The organism is Brevundimonas sp., from assembly GCF_036400995.1.
GTDB lineage: Bacteria > Pseudomonadota > Alphaproteobacteria > Caulobacterales > Caulobacteraceae > Brevundimonas.
On record NZ_DASWWG010000006.1, the window covers coordinates 1 to 19,549 of the forward strand.

The 19,549-nt window shown below is 70.2% G+C and carries 19 protein-coding genes; 12 read left to right on the forward strand and 7 right to left on the reverse strand.

The annotated features are described in order from the left end of the window. The 4 genes from VGE03_RS00395 to VGE03_RS00410 all read left to right on the forward strand — a co-directional run. Positions 1–1,330: peptide chain release factor 3 (locus VGE03_RS00395; RefSeq protein ID WP_331044483.1), on the forward strand; the 1,330-nt coding region annotated here is incomplete at its 5' end. A gap of 100 nt (positions 1,331–1,430) precedes the next feature. Further along, positions 1,431–1,775 (forward strand): hypothetical protein, encoded by a 345-nt coding sequence (locus tag VGE03_RS00400; protein ID WP_331044484.1) that lies wholly within the window; start codon positions 1,431–1,433, stop codon positions 1,773–1,775. Between the two features lie 66 nt (positions 1,776–1,841). Then, a complete protein-coding gene (locus VGE03_RS00405; RefSeq protein WP_331044485.1) occupies positions 1,842–2,360 on the forward strand; it encodes a YbjN domain-containing protein in 519 nt (172 codons plus the stop codon). A gap of 105 nt (positions 2,361–2,465) precedes the next feature. After that, entirely contained in the window at positions 2,466–3,713 is a 1,248-nt protein-coding gene (locus VGE03_RS00410) for a hypothetical protein (RefSeq protein WP_331044486.1), read from the forward strand. 6 nt (positions 3,714–3,719) lie between these two features. Here the strand turns inward: VGE03_RS00410 and cysQ are convergent, their stop codons facing one another. Further along, the gene (cysQ, locus tag VGE03_RS00415; protein WP_331044487.1) at positions 3,720–4,505 is read right to left on the reverse strand and encodes a 3'(2'),5'-bisphosphate nucleotidase CysQ; all 786 of its coding nucleotides are present in this window, start codon (positions 4,503–4,505) and stop codon (positions 3,720–3,722) included. 89 nt (positions 4,506–4,594) lie between these two features. On the opposite strand from cysQ, the gene chpT reads away from it, so the two are divergent. The 6 genes from chpT to alaS all read left to right on the forward strand — a co-directional run bounded on the left by chpT (position 4,595) and on the right by alaS (position 12,745). After that, the gene (gene chpT, locus VGE03_RS00420) at positions 4,595–5,263 is read left to right on the forward strand and encodes a histidine phosphotransferase ChpT (protein WP_331044488.1); all 669 of its coding nucleotides are present in this window, start codon (positions 4,595–4,597) and stop codon (positions 5,261–5,263) included. Positions 5,264–5,360: 97 nt separating this feature from the next. Beyond that, positions 5,361–5,738, forward strand: coding sequence for a response regulator (locus VGE03_RS00425; protein ID WP_331044489.1), 378 nt, complete (start codon positions 5,361–5,363; stop codon positions 5,736–5,738). A gap of 4 nt (positions 5,739–5,742) precedes the next feature. Then, positions 5,743–6,558 carry a protein-glutamate O-methyltransferase CheR gene (locus VGE03_RS00430; RefSeq protein WP_331044490.1) on the forward strand — a complete coding sequence of 272 codons (816 nt, stop codon included), beginning with the start codon at positions 5,743–5,745 and terminating at the stop codon, positions 6,556–6,558. A gap of 74 nt (positions 6,559–6,632) precedes the next feature. Further along, on the forward strand, positions 6,633–8,516 hold the full coding sequence (locus tag VGE03_RS00435; protein WP_331044491.1) for a M20/M25/M40 family metallo-hydrolase: 1,884 nt from the start codon (positions 6,633–6,635) through the stop codon (positions 8,514–8,516). A gap of 186 nt (positions 8,517–8,702) precedes the next feature. Continuing rightward, positions 8,703–9,782 (forward strand): recombinase RecA, encoded by a 1,080-nt coding sequence (gene recA, locus VGE03_RS00440; protein ID WP_331044492.1) that lies wholly within the window; start codon positions 8,703–8,705, stop codon positions 9,780–9,782. A gap of 317 nt (positions 9,783–10,099) precedes the next feature. Continuing rightward, complete coding sequence (alaS, locus tag VGE03_RS00445; protein ID WP_331044493.1) at positions 10,100–12,745, forward strand: alanine--tRNA ligase; 2,646 nt, start codon at positions 10,100–10,102, stop codon at positions 12,743–12,745. Here the strand turns inward: alaS and VGE03_RS00450 are convergent. From VGE03_RS00450 to VGE03_RS00465, 4 genes are all read right to left on the reverse strand, one after another. Further along, a complete protein-coding gene (locus tag VGE03_RS00450; RefSeq protein ID WP_331044494.1) occupies positions 12,742–13,083 on the reverse strand; it encodes a hypothetical protein in 342 nt (113 codons plus the stop codon). The two genes, alaS and VGE03_RS00450, sit on opposite strands and share 4 nt — an antisense overlap. Beyond that, entirely contained in the window at positions 13,080–13,634 is a 555-nt protein-coding gene (locus VGE03_RS00455; RefSeq protein ID WP_331044495.1) for a DUF2939 domain-containing protein, read from the reverse strand. The genes VGE03_RS00450 and VGE03_RS00455 overlap by 4 nt, the downstream gene beginning before the upstream one ends. A 77-nt stretch (positions 13,635–13,711) precedes the next feature. Next, positions 13,712–14,299: a DUF2939 domain-containing protein gene (locus tag VGE03_RS00460; RefSeq protein WP_331044496.1), complete on the reverse strand. Its 588-nt coding sequence runs from the start codon at positions 14,297–14,299 to the stop codon at positions 13,712–13,714. Positions 14,300–14,446: 147 nt separating this feature from the next. Then, positions 14,447–15,661, reverse strand: a complete 1,215-nt coding sequence (locus VGE03_RS00465) for an NADP-dependent isocitrate dehydrogenase (RefSeq protein WP_331044497.1) — start codon at positions 15,659–15,661, stop codon at positions 14,447–14,449. Positions 15,662–15,997: 336 nt separating this feature from the next. On the opposite strand from VGE03_RS00465, the gene VGE03_RS00470 reads away from it, so the two are divergent. Then, positions 15,998–16,207: a DUF2945 domain-containing protein gene (locus VGE03_RS00470; protein ID WP_331044498.1), complete on the forward strand. Its 210-nt coding sequence runs from the start codon at positions 15,998–16,000 to the stop codon at positions 16,205–16,207. 19 nt (positions 16,208–16,226) lie between these two features. Further along, positions 16,227–17,381 carry a DUF1176 domain-containing protein gene (locus VGE03_RS00475; protein ID WP_331044499.1) on the forward strand — a complete coding sequence of 385 codons (1,155 nt, stop codon included), beginning with the start codon at positions 16,227–16,229 and terminating at the stop codon, positions 17,379–17,381. Here the strand turns inward: VGE03_RS00475 and VGE03_RS00480 are convergent. Then, positions 17,378–19,207, reverse strand: a complete 1,830-nt coding sequence (locus VGE03_RS00480; RefSeq protein ID WP_331044500.1) for a DUF885 domain-containing protein — start codon at positions 19,205–19,207, stop codon at positions 17,378–17,380. The two genes, VGE03_RS00475 and VGE03_RS00480, sit on opposite strands and share 4 nt — an antisense overlap. A gap of 201 nt (positions 19,208–19,408) precedes the next feature. Beyond that, positions 19,409–19,540, reverse strand: a complete 132-nt coding sequence (locus VGE03_RS00485) for a hypothetical protein (protein WP_331044501.1) — start codon at positions 19,538–19,540, stop codon at positions 19,409–19,411. Positions 19,541–19,549: the final 9 nt, after the last annotated feature.

A 19,549-nucleotide genomic window follows, 5' to 3' on the forward strand; every position in this document is an offset into this window, starting at 1 on the left:
CACCCTGACCGCCGCCGACTGCGCCATCATGGTGCTGGACGCCGCCAAGGGCATCGAGCCGCAGACGCTGAAGCTGTTCGAGGTCTGCCGCCTGCGCGACATCCCGATCATCACCTTCATCAACAAGCTGGACCGCGAGGCCCAGGACCCGATGGCCCTGCTGGACGAGATCGCGTCGCGGCTGCAGCTGGACCCAGCCCCGATCTGGTGGCCCGCCGAGAGCGGCAACCGCCTGCGCGGCATGGTCGAGATGGGCACGGGCCGGTTCCAGCCCTACGCCAGGAAGATCGCGGGTTCGAACGAGGAGGTGCCGCACCCCGACGCCCTGCCGCTGGCCGACGCCGCGCAGTATTTCGAGGCCGGTGAACACGAGGCCCTGATCGAGGCGCAGGAGCTGGTCGAGGCGGGCTACCCGGCCTTCAACCACCAGTCCTTCCTGGAAGGCCATATGACGCCGGTGCTGTGGGGCTCGGCCCTGCGCCACTTCGGCATCGACGAACTGCTGAAGGCGATCAGCGACTGGGCCCCCGCGCCCAAGGTGATGAAGGCCCGGAAGGAAGCCCCGCCCGAGACCCGCAACGCCCCCGCCCCGGTCGACCTGACCGTCGAGCCGGGCTCCAGCGAGGTCACCGGCTTCGTGTTCAAGGTCCAGGCCAACATGGACCCGAACCACCGCGACCGGATCGCCATGTTCCGCATGGCCTCCGGCAGCTTCAAGCGCGGCATGAAGCTGAAGGTCCAGAACACCGGCAAGCAACTGTCGGTGAACGCCCCCATCATGTTCTTCGCCTCGGACCGTGAACTGGCCGAGGACGCCTTCGCCGGCGACGTGATCGGCATCCCCAACCACGGCGTGCTGCGCGTCGGCGACAGCCTGTCGGAAAGCGGCATGATCCGCTTCGCGGGCCTGCCGAACTTCGCCCCGGAAATCCTGCAGCGCGTGCGAGTCAAGGATCCGCTGAAGGCCAAGCACCTGAAGAAGGCGCTGGAAGGCCTGGCCGAGGAAGGCGTGACCCAGCTGTTCCGCCCGGAGATCGGCTCCGACTTCATCGTCGGCGCCGTCGGCCAGTTGCAGTTCGAGGTCATGGCCGACCGTCTGGGCGAGGAATACGGGCTGGACGTCATCTTCGAGCCCAGCCCCTACGCCGAGGCCCGCTGGATCAAGGGCGAGAAGGCCGACGTCGAGGATTTCATGGGCAAGTACCGCCCCCAGATGGCCACCGACATCGACAGCGACCCGGTCTTCCTGGCCAAGTCGAGCTGGGAGACCGGCTACGTCGGCGAGCGCTTCCCAAAGGTGGCGTTCACGAAGACCAAGGAACGGGGCTGATCCCCCTCTCCCGCCTCGGGCGAAACCCGGCCTTCCTTCTGTCACGTGCGCGTGGTTCTCTGTGCGGACCGGACGGCTCGGGCGTGCCGTGGAGGATCTGATGTCTTTGCTGGCCGTCCTGGCCGTTCTGTCCCTGTCGGGCGCGCAAGCCGCGTCCGGCCAGCCGCTGCCGTATGAGGGCATGGTGCGCTGCGCGGGGCTGACGCAGGCGGCGTCGGAGCTGGAAGGCGGCGAGAGCGGCGAGGGTCGATCCCTGTACGACGCGGCGCTCTACTGGTCGCTGACCGCGACCCAGGCGGCGGCGACCGCCGGACGGAACGCCGCCGTCGCCGAGAGCGAACAGACCCGCGCCCGCATCCGGGCCGTGCGGGAACTCAGCGCCGACGATGCGGAGGCCCGTGCCGAACTGCAACGGTGCCGCGCCCGAACGCCACGTCTCGGTTGAACCCCGTTGAACGCTCGCCTTGAGGAAGGCTAGCTAGCCCCCTGACGCACGACCCGGGGGATACCAATGCGCCTGCTTCTGACCACCGCCCTTTCGCTCGGCCTGGCGACGGCCGCACTGGCCACGCCGGCCGCGGCCCAGTCCGCCCGCGTGGAGCGCGCGCAGGTGTATCGCTCGATCCTGGCGTCGGAACTATCGACCCTGCTGAACAACTCCGGCTACGCCAGCGTCACCAAGGCGAGCGAGACCATGTTCGACGTCGAGACGCAGGAAGGCTTCCGCTTCTCGGTCGAGATGGCCGCCTGCGACATCGAGGGCGACACCCAGGGCTGTTTCGGCATCCTGTTCTTCTCGAGCTGGGGTCTGGAAGCGGCCGACCGCACCAAGGTCGCCGCCGCCGTCAGCAAGTTCAATGACGAGTACCGCATCGGCAAGGCGCTGGTGCTGAACGACCGCGTCCACGCCGAGCGCTACATCACGACCGACGGCGGCGTGACCCAGGACCACATCCGCGACGAGGCCAACACCTTCCTGCTGATGATGGAGCGGCTGAACGAAATCCTGCACGAAGCCGTGGCGCGCTGACGCCGTCCCGCCGGGATCGAACTTCCGGCGCGGCGCTGCGTTTGCTGGTGAAGCCTCAGGGATCACTCATCCGTCCCGAAGCGGGACGGAGCCGGAGCTGCGTGCATGTTCGAATTCGGTCGCGACCTGAGGAAGCTGTTCGAGAAAGCCCGCGAGAGCGAGGACCTCGGCTGGCTTGAACTGATCAGCGCCGATCTGGTCCAGACCGAGGCGCGACGCGAGGGCGTCGAGGCGGGACGCGTGTCCGCCGCCCGCCCGTTCGACGGCTGGATGCGCTCGGCGGCCCTGTGGCGGGAACACGCCCGCCGGACCGGCAGCCGCGCCAGCCTGGAGCGCGCCGCCTCGGCCGCCTCGGACGCCGCCCGCCACACCACCAGCCTGGACCAAACCGCCGCCGCGGCGATCGAGTCCGGCGCTATCCACCTGCTGCGCTACGACCTGTTCGGCGGTCCGGCGGCCCTGACGGCCGCCCTGTCGGACATCCAGAGCCTGACCTGCGAAAAGGCTGCGACGCGCTCCGGCGCGGCGGCCCTGCACGCCCGCCTGTCCGCCCGCAAGGCCCGGCTGAGCGGGGAGACCAACGCCCTGATGGACGCCGGCGCCCTGATGGACGCCGCCCTGCATGACGCCCGCCTCCTCCCCCCGACCCTGGCGGACGAACTGAGACTGGACCGCGCGGCCCTGTCGCTGGAGGCCGGGGTGCGCCGCCGCGACGCGCGCATGCTGGATCAGGCCGGCCGCGACCTGCGCACCCTCATCGAAGCGGCATCGCCGGACCAGCGGCCGTTGACCCGCGCCCGGGCTCTGGCGCTGGCCGGAGCGGGCATGGCCGCTCTGGCCGCGCTGGCGAAGGACGAAGCGGCCGTGGCGCAGGGCCGCGCCCTGTTCGAGGCCGCCGCCGATCAGTTCACCCCGGATCACAGCCCGCTGGACTGGGCGACCGTCCTGCTGGCGAGCGCGGGCGCGGACACGCCGCTGCTGACTCTCGCCCAGGCGGAAGCCCTGACCCGCGAGCCCGGCCTGCTGCTGGGCGCGCTTGTGCGGGAGCGGCGACTGACCGCCGAGGTGGCCCTGTCGGAAGCCATGGGCGATGTGCAGGGTCTCAACGGGCTGGAGGCAGTCGTGCGCCGCCGGCTGTCCGGTCCGGACCGGACGCAGCCGCTGGACTGGGCGGCCGACCAGATCGGCATGGCCCGCCTGTTCATGGCGCGCGGCCGACTGACCCGGACCCAGCCGCGCGCGGTCGGCCTGATGCTGGCCGAGGCGATCGAGACGGCGCGTGAGCTGGGCGCTCCGGCGTTGATGGACCGCGCCGTGCTGGCGATGCCGGAGCCGATGGCCCGCCCGGCCTGAGGCGACCTAGCCGCCCAGGGCGACGAAGCCGCCGTTGGCGTGCCCGGGCTTGCCGTAGCGCAGGAGCTCGCCACCCTCGGCCAGAACGCGGCCGCCCGCGGCTTCCAGCACCGCCTGCCCCGCCGCCGTGTCCCATTCAGAGGTCGGACCGGTGCGCGGATAGGCGTCGAAGCGGCCCTCGGCGATCAGGCAGAATTTCAGCGAGGAATCCATGCCCTGCCATTCGGCGCAGCCGTAGCGCGCGCCCAGACGGCCGGCGTCCTCGTCGGTCAGGCTGTGGCTCATCAGGGCGATCGGCGCGGCGGGACGCTCGCGCACCTTGATGGCCGTCCACGTCTCGCCGAAGCGGCGACGGAAGGCGCCCTTGCCCGGCGCGCCGCTTCGCCAGGTGATCCCCGTCGCCGGGGCGGACACCACACCGGCGACCGGCGCGTCGTGATGGATCAGGGCGATGTTGACCGTGTAGCTCTCGCGGCCCTCGACGAAGCCGCGCGTGCCGTCCAGCGGATCGATCAGCCAGAACCACTCGCCCAGGGTCTTGGGCGCACCGTTGGCGGCCACCGCCTCCTCGGCCACGGCCTGCACCTCGGGATAGAGGGCGGCCAGCCGTTCGAGGATCAGCGCCTCGGCCTCGCGGTCGGCCTGGGTGACGGGGCTGTCGTCCGCCTTGGTCTCGGCCACCACGCCTGAACGCCAGTACGGCAGGATGACGCGCGCGGCGTCCTCGGCGATGTCGGCCAGCGCTTCGGCCAGGGCGCCCGAGGCGAGGTCGGCGGTCAGTCGTGTGCTCATCCGCGACCCGATAGAGCATCCGGGCGGTTTGAAGAACCGGCAAATCAGGTCAGCCTTGGGGATACTCTGACTGAGCTTTTCCGGACACGATGACCGACACCGCGCCGACTACCGCCCAACCCGCGCGCCTGCCTGACGGACAGGCGCTGGCCACCCTGGTCGCCGGCAAGCTGTGCCACGACTTCATCAGTCCGGCCGGCGCGATCAGCTCGGGACTGGACCTGCTGAAGGATCCGACCGCGCAGGACATGCGCGACGACGCCATGGGCCTGATCGAGGCCAGCGCGAAGAAGATGATCGCCCTGGTCAATTTCGCCCGCGTGGCCTTCGGCGCCGCGACCTCGGCCGAACGCTTCTCCGGCGAGGAACTGGGCGTGCTGGTGTCGGGCCTGACCGAAGGCGGCCGGGCGACCCTGAACTGGGCGGTGACCGAAGGGACCTATTCCAAGCCGCAGGCGCGGGCGCTGGTGAACCTGGCCTATCTGACCATGGCCGCCCTGCCCTCGGGCGGAACGGCGACCATCCGCACCCACGTCGCCAGCGACGGGATCGTGATCGAGGGCGTGGCCGAGGGCGCGCGCGCCCGGCTGAAGGGCGAGGCCGTGACCGGGCTGGCCGGGCAACCGCTGGCGGAGGGCCTTCCGGGCCAGTGGATCCAGCCCTACTGGCTGTGGCTGACCGCCCACGACGCGGGCGGCGCCCTGGACGTGCAGGTCGAGGAAGGCCGTGTCGCGCTGGTCGCGCGCATGCCTAACTGAGCATTAAGTCGGCTTCCCAAGGACTCGTTAACCGGCTCGAAGCGATCATGGCGGATAGAGTACACGCGGGCGTTGCGGCCCGCTTCGCCTGCAGGATATGCGCTTGACCCCCAGGACCTGCCTGATCGTCGACGACAGCCGGATTATCCGGAAGGTCGCGCGACGCATCGTCGAAGGTCTCGGCTTCGAGGTCGACGAGGCGGCGGACGGCTCCGAGGCCCTGTCCTTCTGCGCGGGCGTGATGCCCGAGGTGATCCTGCTGGACTGGTCGATGCCCGTCATGGACGGCCTGACCTTCCTGCGCCGTCTGCGCACCCTGCCGGGCGGGGACGCGCCCAAGGTGCTGTTCTGCACCATCGAGACCCGCGCCGACCGCATCGCCGAGGCCCTGTCGGCGGGCGCCGACGACTATGTGATGAAACCGTTCGACGGTGAAATCCTGACCTCGAAATTCGCCGAGGTGGGGGCCGTCTGAACCCATGTCGCCGGAAGACTTCGATCGCCTGCAATCGCTGATGGCCTCGCGCGCGGGGTTCAGGCTGACGCGCGACCGGATGAAGCTGGCCGAGCACCGGCTGGGCCCGGTCGCCCGGCGTGAAGGATTCGAGACGGTCGACGCCATGCTGGGCTCCCTGTGGGCCAAGCCGGTCGCCACCCTGGGCTGGGCGATCATCGAGGCCCTGCTGAATCCCGAGACCTGGTTCCGCCGCGACCGGCCGACCTTCGACACCTTGGGCAAGGAGCTGCTGCCCGCGCTCAGCCGCGCGCGCGGCGGCCAGCCGGTGCGCATCTGGTCGGCGGGCTGCTCCACCGGTCAGGAAGCCCTGTCCATCGCCATGACCGCCCTCGACGCCGGGGCCCCGGTCGAGATCGTCGGCACCGACCTGTCCCAGCGCGCGCTGGAGAAGGCCCGCACCGGCGCCTACACCGGCTTCGAGATCCAGCGCGGGCTCAAGGCCGAGACCATGCTGCGCTGGTTCGACCAGGCCGACGAGGCCTGGATCGCCAAGCCCCAGCTGCGCGCCGCCGTCCACTTCGCCCGCGCCAACCTGCTGGACGCGCCGACCGACGACACCCGTTTCGACGTCATCTTCTGCCGCAACCTGCTGGATGACGTGGACCCGGCGCGCCGGGCGCAGGTGCTGGACAATCTGGAGCGCCGGCTGGTCGATGACGGCGTGCTGTTCCTCGGCCCTGACGAGCGCGTCGACGGCGACAGCGTGGCCTTCCGCGCGGTGGCCGGCCGCCCGGGCCTGTTCGTGAAGAGCCCCTCGGCGATCCGCCGCGCGGCCTGACGCCGCCCGTCATCGGGCTCGACCTCGTCTGAAATTGCTCTAGCGTTCGTCCGGTCTGATCGGGGAGCGTCTTCATGCGGCTTTGGTGGCTGATCGGATCGCTGGCGGTGGCGCTGGCGGTCGGCGTGCTGACGCTTCAGGTCCCGCGCCCCGCGCCCGTGGACGCGCCCGCGACCACCTTCTCGGCCGGCCGCGCCATGGTCGATGTGAACCGCATCGCCCGACGTCCGCATCCGGTCGGATCGGCCGAGCACCGTCTGGTCCAGGCGCATCTGCTGGCGCGGATGACCGCCCTGGGCCTGCAGGTCAGCACCCAGACCGGCCCCCTGTCCCCGGGGGCCGTCCGTCGCCTGACCGAGGAGGGCGGCGACCCCGCGGCGGCGAACTTCAGCGTCACCAACCTGATCGGCGTCCTGCCGGGCCGGAACCCCGCCCTGCCCGCCGTCGCCCTGATGGCCCACTACGACACCACGCCCCACTCTCCGGGCGCGGCCGATGATTCCACCGGCGTCGCCGCCGTGCTGGAGGCCGTCCGCGCCATCCGCGCGCGCGGCCCCGCCGACCGGACGCTGGTCGTCCTGCTGACCGACGGCGAGGAGCTGGACCTGGACGGCGCGCGGGTCTTCTGGGGCGGCCATCCGCTGCGCGACCGGATCGGCGCCGTGGTCAACCTCGAGGCGCGGGGCGGCGGCGGCCGGGCCATGATGTTCGAGACCGGCGCGGGCAACGACCAGACCATCGCCCTGTTCGCCGGGGCCGCGACGCGCGCCACCGGCGGGGTGACCTCCAACTCGCTGGCGGTGTTCGTCTACAAGACCATGCCGAACGGCACCGACTTCACCATCCCGGCCAACCGGGGCGTCCAGGGGCTGAACTTCGCCTTCATCGGCCGCCCCGAGATGTACCACGCCGCGGCCTCCACCCCGGAGGCGCTGGACCGGGGCAGCGTCCAGCATATCGGCTCGCAGGCGCTGGAGAGCGCCGACGCCCTGCTGCGCGCGCCCGCCCTGCCCGCCGCCACGACCAACACCGTCTACGCCGACGTCTTCGGCCGTTTCATCGTCCGCTATCCGCCGGCTGTCGGCTGGGCCCTGTGGGGGCTGGCCGCCGTCCTGCTGGGCGTCGCCGCGGCCCTGGCGCGCAAGCGGGCGGGCCTGACCTTCGCCGAGGTCGGACGCGGGCTGGTCGACGGCCTGTGGTTCCTGACCGCCGGGCTGGTCGTCACCCATGTGGTGCGGCTGGCGGGCGGCCTGCTGTCGTCGCGGGCCGAGAGCGCCGACGTCTACTACACCTTGCTGGCCCGGCTGCCCTGGCTGGAGGCCGGGGTGGCGCTGGCGGTGCTGGCCATGATCCTCGCCGTGCTGGGCGGACGCGCCCGGCCTGACCGGCGGGTCACGGCGGGGGCCCTGACCGCCCTGACCGTGCTGGCGGTCATTCTGGAAGGCGGCCTCAACCCCCTGATCCTCGGCGCAGGCGGCGTCGCCATCGCCCTGTCGGCCGCGCCCGGACTGGCCGCGCGCACCGTCTGGGGCGGCTGGACTGGCCTGATCGCCCTCGTCCTCGTGTTCGCCGCCGCCGCCCAGGCCGGGGCGCCCGAGACCGCTTTCCTGCTGACCTGGCCCGCCCTGCTGGCGGCGGCCGCGGCGACGGTCGCAGCGGCGCTCAATCCGGGCCTGACCCGCGCCGGAGCCCTGGCCCCCGTCGCCGTCGCGGGCGCCGTGGGCGGCGCCTGGCTGGTCGCCATCGCCCATCCGGTCTTCCTCGGCATCGGCATGGACCTGCCGGGCGTCCTCGCCCTGCTGGGGCTTCTGGGCCTGATGCTGGTCCGTCCGCTGTCGCCGGAACAGGCCGGGCGCAGGCCCCTGCTGATGGTCGCCCTGGCGGTGCTCCTGCTCGGCGCGGGCGTGTCCGGCTACGCCCGGATCGCCGACCCCGTGGCCAGCGCCGGCGTCCAGTAAGGCCTTTCAGCCGCCCCATGCGTCATTTTTGGTCGCATGAAACCGGAACTTCGGGCGGACAGAAAGAGAACATCTTGTGAACCGGAACAAAGCGTGCACATAGTCCGCCTCACACAACGAGGGGGCGGGTCCGTGGCGGGTCTCTCCCGAAACCAGATGGGAATCATGGCAAGGGAGACGAAGGCAATGTCACAGGCGGCTCTGAAGTTGGTAGGCAAGGAAGACGGCGACAAGCAACGCGCTCTGGAGGCGGCGATCGCGCAGATCGATCGCGCCTTCGGCAAGGGCTCGGTGATGAAGCTCGGCAAGGCCGGGCAGGTCGCGGAGATCGAAAGCGTCTCGACCGGTTCGCTGGGCCTCGACATGGCGCTCGGCATCGGCGGCCTGCCGGTGGGCCGGGTGATCGAGGTCTTCGGTCCGGAATCCTCGGGCAAGACCACCCTGGCCCTGCACACCGTCGCGGAAGTGCAGAAGAAGGGCGGCGTCGCCGCCTTCGTCGACGCCGAACACGCGCTGGACCCGGTCTACGCCCAGAAGCTGGGCGTGAACCTGGACGACCTGCTGGTGTCGCAGCCGGACACCGGCGAGCAGGCGCTGGAGATCGTCGACACCCTCGTCCGTTCGGGCGCCGTGGACATCGTGGTGGTCGACTCGGTCGCCGCCCTGACGCCGCGCGCCGAAATCGAGGGCGAGATGGGCGACAGCCTGCCCGGCCTCCAGGCCCGCCTGATGTCGCAGGCCCTGCGCAAGCTGACCGCCTCGATCAACAAGTCGAAATGCATCGTCCTGTTCATCAACCAGATCCGTCACAAGATCGGGGTGATGTACGGCTCGCCGGAAACCACGACCGGCGGCAATGCGCTGAAATTCTACGCCTCGGTCCGTCTGGACATCCGCCGCACCGGCGCGATCAAGGACCGCGACGAGGTGGTCGGCAACACCACCCGCGTGAAGGTGGTCAAGAACAAGGTCGCCCCGCCGTTCCGCGAGGTCATCTTCGACATCATGTACGGCGAAGGCATCTCCAAGCTGGGCGAGGTCATCGACCTGGGCGTGAAGGCCGGCATCATCGAGAAGTCGGGCAGCTGGTTCTCCTACGACAGCCAGCGCATCGGCCAGGGCCGCGAGAACGTGCGCGCCTTCCTGAAGGCCAACCCGGACGTCTCGGCCGCCATCGAGAAGGCGGTGCGCCAGTCGACCAACAAGATCACCGACGACATGCTCGGCTCGCCCGAGCCTGACGAAGGCCAGGACCTCGAGGGCTAACCTCCCCCATCGGGGGAGGGGGACCGTCCGGAGCCGCGCAGCGGCGAAGGCGGGCCGAGGGGCGCAACGCCGCCCCTCCCGGCGCCCAGTACCCTTCACACCGAACCTTCTCCGGCCGGGTCCGTCGACCCGCCATCCGACCCCGCCGGGCCGAGCCGGACGGAGCGGCCGCTCGATCCCCGCCGGATCGGGCGGCCTTTTTTCGTCTGCACGCCCGCCAATGCGCCCGCGCCGGACGCGGGGGTGATGCGTTCAGGACGAAAGACCTATATGCACGCTGCCTCCCTGCCTTTTCCTGACCGACGTTCGCGACACCCATGGCCAGCCTGAAACAGATCCGCTCGACCTATCTCGATTTCTTCGCGGCCGACGGCCACGAGAAGGTCCACTCGGCTCCGCTGGTGCCGCAGAACGATCCGACGCTGATGTTCGTCAACGCGGGCATGGTGCCGTTCAAGGACTACTTCACCGGCGCCGCCAACCCGCCCTACCCGCGCGCCACCAGCTCGCAGAAATGCGTCCGCGCGGGCGGCAAGCACAACGACCTGGACAACGTCGGCTACACCGCGCGCCACCTGACCTTCTTCGAGATGCTGGGCAATTTCTCGTTCGGCGACTACTTCAAGGAACACGCGATCGACCGCGCCTGGACGCTGGTCACCAAGGACTTCGGCCTGTCGCCCGACCGCCTGATGGTCACCGTCTACATCGACGACGATGAGGCCTTCGACATCTGGAAGAAGGTCACCGGTTTCCCGGACCACAAGATCGTCCGCATCGCCGGCAGCGACAATTTCTGGGCCATGGGCGACAACGGCCCCTGCGGCCCCTGCACCGAGATCTTCTACGACTACGGCGACCACGTCCCCGGCGGCCCTCCCGGCTCGCCGGATGAGGACGGCGACCGTTTCGTGGAGATCTGGAACAACGTCTTCATGCAGTTCGAGAAGGAGAACGACCAGATCGTTCGCAGCCTTCCGAAGCCTTCGGTCGACACCGGCATGGGCCTGGAGCGCATCGCCAGCGTTCTCCAGGGCAAGAACTCGGTGTTCGACACCGACCTGTTCCAGACCCTGATCGCGGCGTCGGAAGAGGCCACCTCGACCAAGTCCGAAGGCGAGCGCGCGGCCAGCCACAAGGTCATCGCCGACCACCTGCGCTCGTCGTCCTTCCTGATCGCCGACGGCGTTACGCCGTCGAACGAGGGCCGGGGCTATGTCCTGCGCCGCATCATGCGCCGCGCCATGCGCCACGCCCACCTGCTGGGCGCCTCCGATCCGCTGATGCACCGTCTGGTGCCGACGCTGGTGTCGGAGATGGGCGAGGCCTATCCCGAGCTGAAGCGCGCCCAGCCCTTCATCGAGGATACGCTGAAGCAGGAAGAGATCCGCTTCCGCACCACCCTCAGCAAGGGCATGGCCCTGTTCGACACGGCGGTTCAGGGCTTCCGCCCCGGCGACATGCTGGACGGCCAGACCGCCTTCACCCTGTCGGACACCTACGGCTTCCCGCTGGACCTGACGCAGGACGAGGCCCGCCGTCGCGGTTTCTCGGTCAATGTCGACGGCTTCCAGGAGGCCATGGCCGAGCAGCGCCAGCGCTCGCGCGAGAACTGGAAGGGCTCGGGCCAGACCGCCAACGCCGCCGAATGGCTGGCCGTGCGCGATCGCCTCGGGCCGACGGTCTTCACCGGCTATGACAACATCGAGGGCTCGGGCGAGGTCCTGGCCCTGATGAACGGCGGCGCGCCGGTGGACTCGGCCGAGGCCGGGGACATCGTCGAGGTCCTGTTCGACACCACCCCCTTCTACGCCGAGAGCGGCGGTCAGGCGGGCGACCACGGCACGTTCGAATGGCCCGGCGGCGAGGCCGAGGTCATCGACGTCAAGAAACACGCGGGCGACCTGCACGTCCTGTCGGCCCAGATCACCGCCGGCAAGCTGGAGATCGGCACGCGCGCGGCCCAGTTGGTCGACGCCGACAAGCGCACCACCACCCGCGCCAACCACTCCGCCGCCCACCTGCTGCACACGGCGCTGAAGAACGTTCTGGGTCCGCAGGTCGCGCAGAAGGGCCAGCTGGTTGACGCCGAACGCGCCCGCTTCGACTTCAGCCACGCCGCCCCGGTCACCGAGGACGAGCTGGCCGCCATCGAGGCTGAGGTGAACGCGGTCATCCGCCAGAACGTCCCGGCGGAAACGAAGCTGATGGCCCCCGAGGCCGCCATCGAGGCCGGCGCCATCGCCCTGTTCGGCGAGAAGTACGGCGAGGAAGTCCGCGTCCTGACGCTGGGTCGCTCGCTGGTGTCGGACAACGCGCCCTATTCCGTCGAACTGTGCGGCGGCACCCACGTGGCCCGCACCGGCGACATCGGCCTGTTCAAGGTCATCCAGGAAACCGGCGTCGCGTCCGGCGTGCGCCGGATCGAGGCGCTGACCGGGGAAGCCGCGCGCCTGTATCTGGAAGGCCAGGCCGGGGTGACCCGCAAGCTGGCCCGCGACTTCAAGGTCCAGACCGGCGACGTGGCCGGTCGCGTCGAAGGCCTGCAGACCTCGGTCAAGACGCTGGAGAAGCAGGTCGCCGAGCTGAAGAAGCAACTGGCGCTGGGCGGCGGCTCGGGCGCGAGCTCGGCCCCGGAGGAGATCAACGGCGTCAAGCTGATCGCCCGCGTCCTGGACGGCGTGGACGGCAAGGGCCTGCGCGGCGTGGCCGAGGACTTCCGCAAGCAGGTCGGTTCGGGCGTCGTCGCCCTGATCGGCGTGACGGACGGCAAGGCGGCGGTCACCGTCGCCGCGACCTCGGACATCGTCGGCAAGGTCAACGCGGCCGACCTGGCCCGCGCGGCGGTGCTGGCGATGGGAGGTCAGGGCGCGGGCGGCAAGCCCGACTTCGCCCAGGGCGGCGCCCCGGACGGTTCCAAGGCCGAAGAGGGTCTGGCGGCCGTGCGGGCGGCGCTGGCCTAGGCGCCTGAAGCAGGCAGTTCCCGGATGAAGGCTTCCGAAAAGCCTTCTCCGGGCGTGTGCTCTTCGTTCCAGACCTCAAACAGTTGGTCGTAGAAGCGGTAGACCTCGATCCGGTCGTCGAAGACTTCCAGCTGCAGGTTTTCGAACCCCGGCTCGTCGAAGTTCAGCACGAAGGTGGGCCAGTAGCCCGGGCCGACATAGGGGCGTGCCCGGTCCAGCCTCTCCATCAACGCCAGCACATCCGCCATGATCGCCCGCACGCCGACACCGTAATCGTCGGGCCGTTCAGCGATCACCTCTTCAACGGTCTGCCTGACATCGGCCCAGCAGCCGGTCATCCCGCTTCCGACTGCAGGTCCACCGCGGCCAGTTGCCAGCGGAACAGACCGCGACGCTCGAGGATCAGGGCCAGATGCTGGTCCGGGTGATCGCGGTCGGTCAGGGTCACGGCGAAGTGGTTCAGGTCGCGGTAGCCCCACGCCTGATGGATGTCCTTGTCGTCCCGCGCGTCGCCGGGCTCGGACGGCGCCGGCTTCGAGGGGTCGGGCGCCTCGGCCGTGGTGACCATCTGGGCCAGCACCTCGGGCGTCACCACCGTGTCGACCGCGCCGGACAGCAGCATCGGCGCGAGCATCATTCCCAGACCGCCCAGCCCACGCTCGGCCAGCCGCGGGTCATTGCCCACCCGGCGCACCAGCTCCTGGTTCAGCTCTTCCTTGAGGCTGTCCCTGAGGGCCGGAAAATCGACCAGTTGTTCCAGCTTGCGGGCGTCCCCGGCCTTGGCCGCGCGGATCAGCGCCTGGCCGGTGAAGATGGGCGCGAGGCCCCAGGCGGCGGCCAGCAGCAGCGCCGCCGCCAGCACGCCGCCGGTCAGCAGTTTTTTCGTCATAACTTCCCTCTGGCGTCGTAACGCCTCCCCACGGCTACGGTTGCCCGAGTCGAGACGGGACGCCAGTGGGACCGGTATCAACCGGCGTGGCTGCCGCTGTTTCCGACGCGCGGGACGGGTGCGGGAGCGGGGGCGACCCCGTCGGGCAGACCGACATGCACCAGCCGCCACTCGAACGGGCCGCGCCGTTCGAAGGTGAAGACGGTCTTCGAACCGCCCTCGTCGGTCACGGCCATGCGAGCGCGATTGACGCCCCAGAACACCGGCTCCGGGAAGGGATCATGGCGCTGCGCGTCGGACGTCGTCGCCGTGCGTTGCGAGGCGTACCGGCCCTCGCCCCGGGTCAGGGCCGCGACGGCGGCGGGGGTCAGATAGGCGTCCGGGTTCGGCCCGAGCTGCGGCACGGCCTGTTCGAACTGGCGTTTGACGGCGCCGATGGGATCCTCAAGGAACGACGGCGCGGGGGCCTGGGCCGCCGGATTGCCGGTCAGCTGCGGCCGCAGGGACTGGCGCACGGCGGTGTAGTCGATCAGCCGCGACAGGGCCGCCGCATCATTGGCGTCCGCCGCCGACCGGATGGCGAAGAAGGCCACGCCCGGCGCCGCGAAGAAGCTGACGGCCGCGATCACGATCGCCGCCAGAATGAGCCGTCCGATGAGTTTCACGCCCGCCCTCCGTTAACCGGACCACAATGCACGAACCGGCGGGCGGCTCAAACGAAAGGCCCGCCGGACGCGAATCCGGCGGGCCTCAGGTTCAGTCTTCCGCGCTCAAGCCGTGAGCCGCCGCGCGGCGAACGATAGCGCGCTTGATTAAGCGGCCAGTTCCTTGGTCAGGTTCTCGGCGACCTTGTCCAGGAAGCCTTCCGTCGACAGCCACGACTGGGTGTCGCCGACCAGCAGGGCCAGGTCCTTGGTCATGAAGCCGGCCTCGACGGTGTCGACGACGACCTTCTCGAGGGTCTCGGCGAACTTGGCCAGTTCGGCGTTGTCGTCCAGCTTGGCGCGGTGCTTGAAGCCGCGGGTCCAGGCGAAGATCGAGGCGATCGAGTTGGTCGAGGTGGCCTCGCCCTTCTGGTGCTGGCGGTAGTGACGGGTCACGGTGCCGTGGGCGGCTTCCGTTTCCATGACCTTGCCGTCCGGGGTCATCAGGACCGAGGTCATCAGGCCCAGCGAACCGAAGCCCTGCGCCACGACGTCCGACTGCACGTCGCCGTCGTAGTTCTTGCACGCCCAGACGAAGCCGCCCGACCACTTGATCGCGGCCGCGACCATGTCGTCGATCAGGCGGTGCTCGTAGGTCAGGCCGCGCTTCTTGAACTCCTCGGCGTATTCGGCGTCGAAGACTTCCTGGAAGATGTCCTTGAAGCGACCGTCGTAGGCCTTGAGGATGGTGTTCTTGGTCGACAGATAGACCGGGTAGTTGCGGGCCAGGCCGTAGGCGAACGAGGCGTGCGCGAAGTCACGGATCGAGTCGTCGAGGTTGTACATGCCCATGGCCACACCGGCCGACGGCGACTTGAAGACTTCGTGCTCGATCACCTGGCCGTCGTCGCCGACGAACTTGATCGACAGGGTGCCGGCGCCCGGCATCAGGAAGTCGGTGGCCTTGTACTGGTCGCCGAAGGCGTGACGGCCGACGACGATCGGCTGGGTCCAGCCCGGCACCAGACGCGGCACGTTCGAGCAGATGATCGGCTCGCGGAAGACGACGCCGCCGAGGATGTTGCGGATGGTGCCGTTCGGCGACTTCCACATCTTCTTCAGGCCGAATTCCTTCACCCGGGCCTCGTCCGGGGTGATGGTGGCGCACTTCACGCCGACGCCGTGCTTCTGGATGGCCTTGGCGGCGTCGATCGTCACCTGGTCGTCGGTGGCGTCGCGGTGCTCCATGCCCAGGTCGTAGTAGTCCAGTTCCAGATCCAGGAACGGGAAGACCAGCTTGTCCTTGATCATCTGCCAGATGATCCGGGTCATTTCGTCGCCGTCGATGTCGACGATGGGGTTGGCGACCTTGATCTTGGCCATGCGCATGCTGCCTTTGACTTGAGGAATATGAAGGGTCGGCGGGGGGTATAGCCCCCTCGCGCCGGGGCGCAAAGCCCGACCGGGCGCCGCACGGGTTATCGGCGTTTACCCTGCCCCGGAAAAGTCTTCTGCGGTCAAGCTGAACGCCATCGCCCCGGGGCTCGTTGGCCTTGTCAGTGGATGGCTTTCAAACACCGAAGGGGCGCATGGCCGATGACCTGGACCGACTCACCGAGCAATGGATCCTCACCTTCTGCGAAGCTCCGGTCCTGGTGGACGCGGAACTGATGCGCCGCGTGCTCGCTGACTATGAGCGGGCCCTGAAGGACAAGCGGAATGACGAAAGAGCTGCATCCCGGCGACCGGGTCGAGTGGCGGCACAGCCAGGGCCGGAGCACCGGCACGGTGGTTCGAAAACTGACCGCCCCCGCGCAGATAAAGGGTCACAAGGTCGCCGCCGCGCCGGACAATCCGGAGTATCTGGTGGAGAGTGCGCGAACCCACGCGCGGGCGGTCCACAAGCCGTCCGGCCTGCGCAAGGTCTGATCTTCAGGGGGGACAACCCATGCGACGCCTGACCCCGACCGCCCTGGCCGCCCTGTTCGCCCTCGCCGCCTGCGGGCGGGAGGACGCAGGACCGAACCCCGCCACGGAAGCGCCGGGCGCGGCACCGGCGCCCACGGCCGCCCGGACGCCCGCCCCCGCGCCGGTGATCCCGGAGATGCGGGAGTTCCGGGAGTGGCGCGCGGCCTGCGACAACGGCAACGCCTGCGTCGCCTGGGGCGGTTCGGACAGCGGCTGGATCCGCATCGCCATCGACGCCGGACCGGACGCCGTGCCGAGGGTCTCGATCGGCAGCTGGGCCTTCGGCGACGCGGACAAGGCGCCCGAGACCCTGCGCCTGCGTATCGACGGCCGCGATTACGCCGTGCGGGGCGGGGCGCAGGACGCCGCCAACGCCGACGCGGCGGCGGCCCGGGCGCGCGCCGTCATCGCCGCCCTGCCCGCCTCCCGCACCCTGGCCCTGAGCTCGGGCGGCCAGACGGAGGCGCTGCCCGCCTCGGGCATATCGGCGGCCCTGCTCTGGATCGACGAGCGGCAGGGCCGGCTGGACACCACCACGGCCCTGTTGCGGCGAGGCGACCGTCCGGCCTCGACGGTCCCGGCCGCGCCGGTCCTGCCCCGCGCCACCCCTGCCCCGCAGGTCTCGCAACGCGGCTTCGAGGGCGCGGCCAATCCGATGGAGGATGAGCCGCGCGGACTCACGGTCCCGGCCGCGATCGAGGGGCTGGAGGCCGTGAAGGCCTGCCGGGCCGAGAGCAACGAGTATCTGGACAAGGCCGTGCTGGGCGCGCGGCTGGACGGGCAGACGGTGCTGTGGGGCATTCCCTGCGGCAGTGGCGCCTACAACGCCACCTATGTGCTGTACCTGGCCCGTCCGGACGGTTCGAACGTCCGCCTCGCCCCCCTGCCCGAACGCACCCCACGCACCGAGGGTGACATCGGCGGCGAGGGCCCCTGGCTGGTCAACCCGATCTATGATCCGGCGCGCCGGACCCTGACGGTCTTCCCGCGCGGCCGGGGCCTGGGGGACTGCGGGACGATCACCACCTGGACCTGGACCACGGGCGGCTTTGTCCTGTCCGAGGAACGGTCGATGGGCGACTGCTGGGGCATGACCCCGGACGTCTGGCCGACCCTGTGGCGGACGCGAGGCTAGGCCAGCCGCGCCGCCGTCCACTGGTCGACGACCCGCCCCAGCACCTCCAGCGGCATGGCCCCGCCGTCGAGGACGGCCGAGTGGAAGCTCCTGATGTCGAAGCGGTCGCCGGCGCGCTCGCGGGCCACGCTGCGCAAACGGTCGATCTCAGTGTGGCCGATCTTGTAGCCGCAGGCCTGACCCGGCCAGACGCAGTAGCGTTCGCACTCGCTCTCGGCGGCGCCGGGGGCCAGGCCGACGGTGTCGATCATGTAGCGGATCGCCTGTTCGCGGCTCCAGCCGAGGGCGTGGATGCCGGTGTCGATGACGATGCGGGCGGCCCGGTACAGGAAGGACTGGTGATAGCCGAGCCGGCCTTCGGGGAAGGCGTCGTACATGCCCAGTTCGTCGGCCAGTTGCTCGGCGTACAGGCCCCAGCCCTCGCCGTAGGCGTTGAAGCCCATCGACTTGAGCAGCAGCGGGGTGTCGGTCGCCTCCAGCGCCAGCGCGCCCTGCAGGTGATGGCCCGGCAGGCTCTCGTGATAGGTCAGGGTCGGCAGGGACCAGCGCGGCCAGATGTGGGTGTCGACCAGGTTGATGTAGTAGGCGCCCGGCCGTGACCCATCCAGCGACGGGCTTTGCGCATAGCCGCGGGGCGCGCCCAGTTCGATCGACACCGGCACCCGCCGCACCTCGACGCGGGCGCGGGGCAGGCGCTCGAACATGTCCGGCAGCCGCGCCTCGACGGCGGCGACCTGACGGTTGAGGTCGGCCAGCAGGGCGGCGCGCCCGTCGTCGGTGTTCGGATAGAGGTAGTCCGGGTCCTTGCCGAAGGCGGTCAGGCGAGCCCCGACCGAACCCTCGGTGTAGCCGCGGGCCCGCAGCAGCGGATCGGCCAGGGCCTCGATCTGCGCGACCTGGTCCAGCCCGACCTGATGCGCCTCTCGCGGGGTCAGGCCGGTGGAGGTCTGGAAGCGGAGGCAGAGGTCGTAATAGGCCGCGCCGTTCGGCCGGGCGCCGATCCCGGCCTCATGCGCGGCGCGCGGCAGCAGGCTTTCCATCTGCGCGATCTGGGCGTCGAGGGCGGTCGCGACCGGACCGTCGACGAGGGCGGCGGCGCGGCTGGACCAGTCGCCCGGCACGCCGGCCTCCGCCGCCTTGCGGACCAGGGACTGGACCAAAGGCGCCGCCTCTCCCGACTGCGCGCGCAGGGCCCGCAGCTGGACCACCGTCTTGCGGATGATGAAGTCCGGCGGAATGAGCCCGTGCTCGGTCGCGTCCTTCGCCACGCGCGCGGTCTCGTGGTTCATGCCCTCGGCGAAGCTTTCGAGGCGGGACAGATACGCCTCGGCATCGGCGACGTTCGCGACCGTATGCTGGCTGTCGAGGAAGTCCGGAACCGCCTGATAGAGGCCGGTCAGCTGGCTGACGACATAGGGACAGGGATAGCCGTAGCTGTCGACGCCGCCGAACGGGAAGGCGCCGATATCCGCCGCCCGGTCGGCCATCCAGACCACGGTGTCATAGTCGGACCGGTCACGCCCCGACAGGGCCGAGGCGTCGATCGCGGCCAGGGCCGGACGGGCCTCCGCCATCGACCGGAAGGTATTCAGGCGATCCGCATAGGCGCGGCCGTCCAGCCGTCCTTTCAGGGCGGCGCGCGCGCCGGTGTCCAGCCCGAGGCTGGTCGCGTTCATCGGCGAGGCTTCGAGCCCCGCCTCGAAAATGCTGTCGTACAGGGCGCGCGCCTGCGTCCGGGCGGCGTCGGGCACGCGGGCGACGGCGGGCAAGGCGACCAGAGCCAGCCCCGCGGCGGACCTTCCCAACAGACGGCGACGGCTGATCATCTGACTTCCCCCGGAATGACCGGCCCACCTTCGCGTGAGCCTGACCGGGAGACAAGCGGCCGGGGAGGCCGGAATTAAATCAGCCCGAACCCCGGGAGCAGGAAACTCCGGAGTTCGGGCCCCGGCCCTCAGGAGAGAGAGCCGACGGTCAACGCGGGGGAAGGGACATTCGCCTGCGGCGGACCGGATCGGGGAGGAACCTCAGCGGCGGCGGGCGGCCTCGAACCCGGCCTGGGCGCGCAGGCGCCGGCGGGTGCGGCTGCGACGCCAGTCCTCAAGCACCGAGGCCCAGCCCCATGCAGGCTCCTTATGCGTGTGGTGCACTTCTTCCATCACGACCTC